This window comes from Nocardiopsis protaetiae, from assembly GCF_045446735.1.
In the GTDB taxonomy this organism is placed as follows: Bacteria; Actinomycetota; Actinomycetes; order Streptosporangiales; family Streptosporangiaceae; genus Nocardiopsis; species Nocardiopsis protaetiae.
Map to the genome: position 1 here is coordinate 1 of NZ_JBJJBV010000493.1, position 2,100 is coordinate 2,100.

Annotated in this window: 3 protein-coding genes and 1 pseudogene; all 4 read right to left on the bottom strand. The window is 72.1% G+C overall.

The features are described from left to right. Positions 1 to 21: 21 nt before the first annotated feature. The gene (locus ACJOT3_RS34220) at positions 22 to 339 is read right to left on the bottom strand and encodes a hypothetical protein (protein ID WP_406977280.1); all 318 of its coding nucleotides are present in this window, start codon (positions 337 to 339) and stop codon (positions 22 to 24) included. Further along, positions 336 to 551, bottom strand: a complete 216-nt coding sequence (locus ACJOT3_RS34225) for a hypothetical protein (protein ID WP_406977281.1) — start codon at positions 549 to 551, stop codon at positions 336 to 338. The genes ACJOT3_RS34220 and ACJOT3_RS34225 overlap by 4 nt, the downstream gene beginning before the upstream one ends. Positions 552 to 633: 82 nt before the next feature. Further along, positions 634 to 1,164 (bottom strand): annotated as a pseudogene (locus tag ACJOT3_RS34230) (DNA cytosine methyltransferase); the annotation flags it as partial. Further along, the coding region (locus ACJOT3_RS34235; RefSeq protein ID WP_406977279.1) for a hypothetical protein at positions 1,161 to 2,100 on the bottom strand (940 nt) is incomplete at its 5' end. The pseudogene ACJOT3_RS34230 and the gene ACJOT3_RS34235, both read right to left, overlap by 4 nt.

Genomic DNA, 2,100 nt, shown 5'->3' on the forward strand with positions numbered 1-2,100 from the left:
CGAACGGCACCGGAACCAGGGTCAGTCCCATGACGTACCTCCCAGAGCGGCAGTGGCCATCTCAGCGATCAAATGCCGCACGGCAACGCCGGCCTGTTGCGGCACCACGCCGTTGCCGAGGATGTGGAGCTGGGCGGTGCGCGGCAATCCGAGGTCGGGGTCGGTGACCCACCCGTCGGGGAGGCCCATCATCCACTCGACCAGGGCGGCACTGAGGCGGGGTTGCCCGCGGGTGCCGGGTTCGGTGGGCGGTGGTGCCGGTCTGCCGAGCACCTGCTCCCACCGGTGGATGGCCGGTGCGTATTCGCCCCATGCGTACGCGAATGGCGGGTCGCTCACGCGGTGGGGTCGGTGCGGTGGGTGGCGATGGCCGCAGAGGGCAGTGTGCGGTGCCCGGACGAGGTGGTCTGCTTGGGGCTGCCTTTGGTGGCGTCGCTGGCCAGCGGGGTGGGCAGCAGCCTGCCGGGGCGTCTGGTGCGGGTCGTGGTGTGCGCAGTGCGGGTGCGTACGCACGCGGGGGTGTGCGGTGGATGGCAGAGCACATCGCTCACCCGAACCTGCCGCCCTCGCCGTTTGCGGGTGTGCGGGGCGGCCGGCCCCCGGTATCCGTCGCTGGCGCACGGGGTGGGCAGCAAGGAACAGTCGTTCCCGGCGGTGGCACGCACCGAGGTCGCTGGCGCGTACGCACAGCCACTGCGCGTCATACCCAGCGCGGGCCAGGTCCGCGAGAACCCGGTCGAGTCCCCGGCCGCGCCAGCGAAGCGCGGCCACGTTCTCCAGCACGAGGAGGCGCGGTCGTAGATGGCGAACGGCGTCCATGACGTGGTTCCAGACACTGGAACGGGTTCCTTTCTCGATGCCGGCGCCGCGGCCGGCGGCACTGATGTCCTGACAGGGGAATCCCGCCGTGATCACCTCGGGGCGCTCCACATCGCTCCAGCGCACCGATGAGAGGTCGCCGAGGTTGCGTACGCCGGGGAACCGGTGCGCGAGCAGTCGGGTGACGTGGCGGTCGTTGTCGGCGACCCAGGCCAGGCGGGCGGTGCCGCCCAGTGCCGCGGCAACGCCCATATCGAGTCCGGCATAGCCGGTGCACAGCGAGCCGAGGGTGAGCGGAGCGGTGTCCGTGACGGTGGCGGAGGAAACACGGGAGGCCGGGGTCATCGGTCACCGCCCCCGTTTCCTTCGTCAGGGGCCTTACGGTCGCGGCATGCCCACGGCGCGCACCCGGTCGCCGGAGGGCCGTCCGGTGCGCTCAGGTCGGCCTGGTCCAAAGGGACCCGTTCGGGGTGGAGGAAGAACGTGGTGCCGGGCGGCATGCCGCGCGGTGCCGGTCCGGCAGGGCCGTGCCGCAGTGCGGCATCGACTGCCGTGGCTTCGGTGAAGGCTTCGGGGTCGGTCGCCGCCAGATGCCGCCAGGACCGGTTGGAGCGGTGGGGGCATGCCGTGCAGACCGACCCGGTGTCGGGGTCGATGCCGTGGTGAAGCAGGAGCGCCCGGCAGTCCGGGGTGGTCCAGCCGATGCCGGTCAGGGGGCGGCGGAAGGTGATGAACGGCGGGCCGATGATCATCCGGTGTGCGCCTTCCAGGCCGATGCCCAGGGAGCATTCGGCCACGACCCCGTCGGGGACCGGGCCGGGGCGGGGGTGGCCCAGCAGGCAGCGGATGCGGCGGGCGAGGGCCACCGCTCGGGCGCGGGCGCATCCTTCGGGGAGCCGTCCACGGGTGCCATCCGGGTGGAGGGTGAACAGCGGGAGCGGGATGGGCCCAGGCGGGTTCAGGGTGCGGTCGGCGATGGGTGTGGTGGTAACGGGTTCCCAGCCCATGGCGGCGCCGGTGGCGAGGGTGCGCAGGCGCCGTAGGGCCCGTTGGGCGGTGGCGGGGTACCACCCGGTGTCGGGGATCAGTACGGCGTCGTAGCGGGGCGCCGCCCCGTGGGCGGCGAGCAGGAGCAGGGCGGTGGCCTCGGGGCCGCCGTCCAGGATCAGGAGTCGTACTGATCTTTGATGTGTGGGTTGACAGCCGAGCGAGCTGGGAAAACCCTGGCCATGGAGCTTCCCCTCTCCTCTCCCCGCACTCCTGCCGAGTACGAGAAACGAC